2 protein-coding genes are annotated in these 6,908 nt (G+C 64.3%); both read right to left on the bottom strand.

Annotation, left to right across the window (positions count from 1 at the left end; genetic code table 11):
* The coding region (locus ABE456_RS27980; RefSeq protein ID WP_346646819.1) for a condensation domain-containing protein at window positions 1–1,857 on the bottom strand (1,857 nt) is incomplete at its 3' end.
* Between the two features lie 22 nt (window positions 1,858–1,879).
* Window positions 1,880–6,908 (bottom strand): amino acid adenylation domain-containing protein (locus ABE456_RS27975; protein ID WP_346646818.1); only part of this gene is annotated, 5,029 nt, incomplete at its 5' end.

Here is a 6,908-nt window from a genome sequence, read left to right as displayed (position 1 = left end):
CAGGCTGCGCAGGCCGGCCGGGATCGGCAGGCTGTCGCGCAGGTGCGACTGGGTCAGCAGCAAGGCAATGCCGCTGTCTTCGAACATGTAGCTCAGGCGGTCCTGCGGGTACTCCGGGTCCAGCGGCACGTAGGCGCCGCCGGCTTTGACGATGCCCAGCAAGCCGACGACCATCTCCAGGCTGCGTTCCATGGCGATGCCCACCAGCACGTCCGGCCCCACGCCCTGCTCGCGCAGTTTGTGTGCCAGCTGGTTGGCCCGGCCGTTCAGCTCGGCGTAAGTCAGGGTGTGCTCGCCCAATACCAGTGCCGGGGCACCAGGGGTGGCAGCGACCTGAGCTTCGATCAGGGCGTGAATAGCCTGCTCGACCGGGCATTCGGCTTGCGTGTTATTCCAGCCCAGCACCATCGCCTGCTGTTCCTGCTCGCTCAGCAGCGGCAAATCCGCAACCTGCTGCCCAGGCTGGCTGACGATACCTTGCAGCAGGTTGCGCCAATGCTGCGCCATCGCCTCGATGGTCGATGCGTCGAACAGCTCGGTCGCATACGTCAGTGCGGCTTCAATGCCACCCTCATGCTCGACCGTATCCAGTTTCAGGTCGAACTGCGCGGTATTGTTGCTCCAGGCCACGCTCTCTACCTCCAGGCCAGGCAAGCTGTGACGCTCACCCTTGACCTGGGTCTGGTGGTTGTACATGACCTGGAACAACGGGCTGTGGCTAAGGCTGCGCTCCGGCTGCAAGGCCTCGACCAGTTGTTCGAACGGCAGGTCCTGATGGGCCTGGGCACCCAGCACACGCTGTTTGACCTGCGTCAGCAGCTCATTGAAGCTGCTGCGCGGGCCGAACTCGGCCCGGATGACCTGGGTATTGACGAAAAAGCCGATCAGGCGCTCGGTTTCCACCCGGTTGCGGTTGGCCACCGGCACCCCCACGCGGATATCCGCCTGCCCGCTGTAGCGATGCAGCAACACCTGGAAGCTCGCCAGCAGCAGCATGAACAGCGTCACCCCCTGCTGCTGTGCGCATTGCTTGAGCGCCGCCACCAGCTCGCCAGGCAGGCAAACGCCAACACTGGCACCGGCGCTGCTGGGCACGGCAGGCCTTGGCCGGTCGGTGTGCAGTTCGAGCACCGGTTGCTCGTCACCCAGCTGTTCTTTCCAGAAAGCAAGCTGACGCGCCTGCTCACCGGCTTCCATCCAGCGGCGCTGCCAGATGGCATAGTCACCGTACTGGATCGGCAAGGCCGGCAAGCTAACGTCCTGGCCTTGGCTGTAGCCTTGGTAGAGCTGTACCAGCTCCTGCACCATGACCGGCATCGACCAGCCATCGGACACGATGTGGTGCAAGGTAACGGCCAGTACGTGCTCATCCTGCGCCAGGCGCAACAGGCCCACCCGCAACAGCGGCCCGCTGGCCAGGTTGAAAGGCTGCCGCGCCTGGGCCTCGACCCAAGCCCGAACCGCCTGCTCGTCGGCTTGCGCCTGCACCTCCAGCGGCAGCTCGAATGGCTGGTCTTGCTGCACGATTTGAACGGCCTGCGTGTCTTCCAGGTGGAAGGTGGTGCGCAGCGTTTCGTGGCGGGCGATCAGTGTCGCGAAGCTGCGCTGCAGGGCCGCCGTGTCCAGCTGCCCCTTGAACTTCAATGCCGTGGGGATGTTGTACGCCGCGCTCTGCGGCTCCCACTGCCACAGGAACCATTGCCGTTGCTGGGCATAGGAAAGCTCACAGCGCCGGGCATCGTGCCGCACGACCGGAATGGGCAACTGCGCCAGGCTGATGCCTTTTTCGCCGAGTTTTTCCAGAAAGAGCTTACGTTGTGCAAGAGGCAGGCGAACGAAGCGTTGGACCAGGTCCATGTTTCTTTTTTCCATGTGCATCTCAAATGGCCTCAAGCTCATTCATGAAGTCCTGGAGCTCATCCAGGTCTTCGTCACTATTGGTGTTCAGTTCACTGATCAAGGCGGCATAGGCCTGCAGGTTCTCGGCCTGGAACAACAACGCCAGCGGCAGGTTCAGGCCAAGCTCGACCTGCAGGCGGGCCATGACCTGGGTGGCCAGCAACGAGTGCCCACCCAGCTCGAAGAAGTTGTCGTTCAGGCCAACCCGGTCGAGCTTCAGCACATCGGCCCAGACGGCGGCCACGCGCTGCTCAAGCTCGCTCTGCGGCGCCAGGTACTCGGCCTGCAGCTGCCGCGCATCCACGGCTGGCAAGGCCTTGCGGTCGAGCTTGCCGTTGGCGGTCAGCGGCAAGGCCTCAAGCAGCAGCAGGTGGGCCGGAACCATGTAGTCCGGCAGGTCGGCCTTGAGCGCGCCGCGCAGGGTTTCGCGCAATGCCGCCTGGCTTTCGGCACTGGCCAGGGCAGCAACGTCGGCAGGTACCACATAGCCCACCAGCTGCTGGCCACTCGGCCCGTCCTGGGCCAGCACGGCCACCTGGCGCACCGCCTGTTGGCCCAACAGGCACGCTTCGATTTCACCCAGCTCGATACGGAACCCGCGAATCTTCACTTGATGGTCGATACGGCCCATGTACTCGATCACCCCGTCGGTGCGGTAGCAGGCCAGGTCGCCGGAGCGATACAAACGGCCACCCTGGGCAGCGAACGGGTCTGGAACGAAGCGCTCGGCAGTCAGCCCTGCCCGGCCGAAGTAGCCGCGTGCCAGGCCAGCCTCGGCAATCACCAGCTCGCCATGCCCGCCAGGCACCACCGGGTTCAAGGCAGCATCGAGCACATACCAGGACAGGTCGGCAATCACCTCGCCGATCGGGCTGGTGGCGCCCTTGTGCAGGTCTTCGAGTGTGATCGGGCGGTAGGTCACATGCACCGTGGTTTCGGTGATGCCATACATGTTGATCAGGCGGGGCTGGTTATCGCCGAACACTTCGAACCAGGGTTTCAGGCTGGCGACCTCAAGCGCTTCTCCGCCGAATACCACGTAACGCAAGGCCAGCGGCTGCCCGGCTTTGGCCCGCTCGCAGGCAATCGGCATCAGTTGTTTGAAGGCTGACGGGGTCTGGTTGAGCACGGTCACCCGCTCGCGGACCAGCAAGGCATGGAAGGCCTCGAAGGAGCGCGCCACATCCTTGGCCACGATCACCGCCTTGCCGCCATACACCAGCGCACCGAACAACTCCCATACCGAGAAGTCGAAGGCGTAGGAGTGGAACACCGTCCACACATCGCTGGCGTCGAAGCCGAACCCGTCATGGGTAGCCGCGAACAGGCGCACCACGTTGCGGTGTGCCAGCAAGGTGCCTTTGGGCTTGCCGGTCGAGCCGGAGGTGTAGATCACGTAGGCCAGGTTGTCCGCAGCCACCTCGACGTTGGGGTTGGCAGTGCTGTAGCCAGCAAAGGTGTCCGCCACGATATCCAGGCATTGGACGTGTGCCGGCACAGGCAGCGCCGCGGCCAGATGGGCTTCAGTCAGCAACAGCCCGATCCCGCTGTCCGCGAACATGTAGGCCAGGCGCTCCTGCGGGTAGCCTGGGTCCAGCGGCACATAGGCGCCACCGGCCTTGAGAATGGCCAGCAGGCCCACCACCATTTCCAGGCCGCGCTCCAGGGCAATGCCCACCAGCACATCCGGCCCCACACCCAGCTCACGCAGTTTGTACGCCACGCGGTTGGCGCGGCTGTTGAGCTCGGCGTAGCTCATGGTCTGCTCGGCAAAGGCCAAGGCCGGCGCGTCTGGCGCAGCCTGTACCTGTGCCTCGATCAACTGGTGGATGGCACGCGTGTCCGGGTACTGCCTGTGCTTGGGGTTCCAGCCCTGCAGGATGCGCTGCTGCTCGTCCGCGCCCAGCAACGGCAGTTCCCCCAGTACCTGGCTTGCATCCGCCGTCAGCGCCTGCAGCACGTTACGCAGATGGCAAGCGACCTGCTGGATAGCCGCCTCGCTCCAGCACGCCCGGTCATGGCGATACTGGATCGACAAGCGCTCGCCCAGGCTCACCAGCAAGGTCAGCGGATAGTTGGTCTGCTCCTGCACGGCCACTTCGCCAAACTGCAGCCCCCCGGGTGCACCCTGTTTCAAGGCCTCGGAAACCGGGTAGCTTTCGAACACCACCAGGCTGTCGAACAGCGCCTCGCCGCCCAGCCCAGCCCAGCGTTGCACATCGTACAAAGGCGTGTGCTCGAACTCGCGCAGGGCCAGGTTGCACGCCTGCACCTGGGCGAGCCATTCGCCCACGGTTTGTTCGGGCCGCGGAGCCGCGATTACCGGCAGGGTATTGATGAACAGGCCGACCTGTTCTTCCACACCCGGCAACTCGGCCGGGCGACCAGCGACGGTTGCGCCGAAGCACACCGCCGATTGCCCGGTGTAGCGTTGCAGCAGCAGCAACCAGGCCGACTGCACCAAGGTGTTGACGGTAACCCGGCTGGCGCGGGCAAACGCTTCGATATGCGCCGTCTGCTGCGCATCGAAGTACTGCGCCAGGTCGTGCTGGCCGCTACCAGTGCTGGCCTGCGGCTCGCGAATGGCCTGGGCCAGGTAGGTGGGCGCCGATAGGTTCGCCAGCTGCCCTTTCCAGAAGGCTTGTGCCGCCGCGCTATCCTGATGCTGCAGCCAGGCGATGTAATCGCGGTAGCTTCCCTGCTGGGCTGGCAACGGCTGGCCTGCGTAATGTTGCAGCACCTCGCCCAGCAGCCGAGAGCTGCTCCAGCCGTCCATCAGGATGTGATGGCTGGTGTAGATCAACTGATGGCGACCCGCGTCGGTACGCACCAGCACCAGGCGCAGCAGCGGTGCCTGGCCCAGGTTGAAGCCCTGCTGGCGCTCGCTGTCGGCCAGCATTTGCAAGGCCTGCTCCAGGGCCGGCTGGCCGCGCCAGTCATGCTCGGCACACGGCAGCGCCACCTGCTTGTGCACCACCTGCACAGCCTGCTGCAAGGTGCCCTGCCAGACAAACCCACTGCGCAGGATGGGGTGAGCGGCCAGCGCCGCTTGCCAGGCCTGCTTGAAGCGCGGCACATCCAGCCCATCTACATCGACCCGCAGCTGGTTGATGTAGCTGCCTGCCTGTTGCTCGTACAGGCTATGGAACAGCATGCCCTGCTGCATCGGCGACAGCGGGTAGATATCCGCCACCTGCTCTGCCGGCACCGGCAGGCTGTCCAGTTGCTGCTGGCTGAGGCCGGCCAGCGGGAAGTCCGAAGGCGTGATGCCGTGGTGCGTTTCCAGGCAGCAATGGGCGATGACGTCGATCAGCGCCTGCTGGTAAGCCGTAGCCAACTGTTCGATGGTTTGCCTGTTGAAAACAGCCTGGCTGTAGGTCCACTCCAGGCGCAGCTCACCGCCAAATACCTGGCCACTCAGCGAAAGCAGGCTGGTCAAGGCTGCGGCCGGGTCTTGCTTGGCTCCGTCGTTTTCCTGTGCGGGTACGAACAACCCGGCAGGGTCGTCGAAGCTGCCATCAAACTGGCCCAGGTAGTTGAACACGATCTCGCCTTGCGGCAGTGCCGCCAGCGCCGCACTGGTTTGTGCACCACCCAGGTAGCGCAGCAAGCCATAGCCCAGGCCCTTGTTCGGCACCGCCCGCAGCTGCTCCTTGATGGCCTTGATCGATTCGGCCATGTCAGCCTGTGGGCTGAGCTTGACCGGGTACATGCTGGTGAACCAGCCCACGGTGCGGCTCAGGTCCATGCCGCCGAACAGGTCTTCACGGCCATGCCCCTCAAGGCGTACCAGCACGTCTTCGCGTGCGGTCCAATGGCCCAGCACGCGGGCCAGCGCAGTCAGCAGCAGGTCGTTGATCTGCGTACGGTAGGCAGCCGGGGCATCCTGCAACAGCTGCCGGGTGGTTTCCCGGCCCAGGCGGGTAGTGACAGAAGCTGCATGGCACTGTTGATTGCTGCCTTGCGGCATATCGCAGGGCAAGGCATCGGTAGTGCCTTGCAGTTGTGCTTGCCAATAGCCCAGTTCTGCCTGCAAGGCGGTGCCTTGAGCGTACGCGTGCAACTGTTCTGCCCACGCCTTGAACGAGCGGGTCTTGGCCGGCAAGCTCAATGGCTGGCTGTGCGCCAATGTGCGGTAAGCCTGTTGCAGGTCTTCCAGCAGGACACGCCACGACACGCCGTCCACGACCAGGTGATGGATGACCAGCAGCAGGCGCTGGCTACCATCCGGGAGCTCGGCCAATACGGCCCTCAGCAAAGGGCCTTGCTCAAGCGCGAGGCTGCGCTGGGCTTCATTGGCCAGCTGTTCAAGAGCCTCGATGTGCGGCAACTGAACTGTCCACAACAGTTGCGCCGCCTCGGCATTGGCAAACTCGGCCTGCACGCCACTGGCAGCCTGCACGAAACGCAGCCGCAGGGCATCGTGATGTTCGACCAGCGCACGCAAGGCGGCGTCCAGATGCAGGCTATCCAGCGTCTGCGCAGGCTTGAGCACTACCGACTGGTTCCAGTGGTGGCGCTCAGGAATCGCGTGTTCGAAGAACCAGTGCTGGATCGGTGTCAGTGGGGTCACGCCGGTGACTGCACCCTGGTCGACAAGCGGGTTGTCTTCTCGGCGTGCCACCCACGCCAGCGCCTGCACGGTCTGGTGCTCGAACAGTTCCTTGGGCGTGAACTGGATGCCCTGTTGCCGTGCACGGCTCACCACCTGCAACGAGATGATCGAGTCGCCACCCAGCTCGAAGAAGTTGTCACCCAGGCCGACCTGCTCCAGCTTCAGCACATCCGCCCAGATCGCCGCGATCTGCTGCTCCAGCGCGCTTTGCGGGGCGATGTACTCACCCTGCAACTGGCTGGCATCCGGCTGCGGCAGGGCCTTGCGGTCCAGCTTGCCGTTTGGCGTTACCGGCAGCTTGTCGAGCAGCAACAGGTGCGCCGGCACCATGTAGTCCGGCAGACCGGCTTTCAGTGCTTCGCGCAGGTTGTCGCGCAATGCACCCTGGTCTTGC

This window comes from Pseudomonas sp. TWI929, assembly GCF_039673335.1.
In the GTDB taxonomy this organism is placed as follows: domain Bacteria; phylum Pseudomonadota; class Gammaproteobacteria; order Pseudomonadales; family Pseudomonadaceae; genus Aquipseudomonas.
This window is presented reverse-complemented; position numbering and strand designations above follow the sequence as displayed.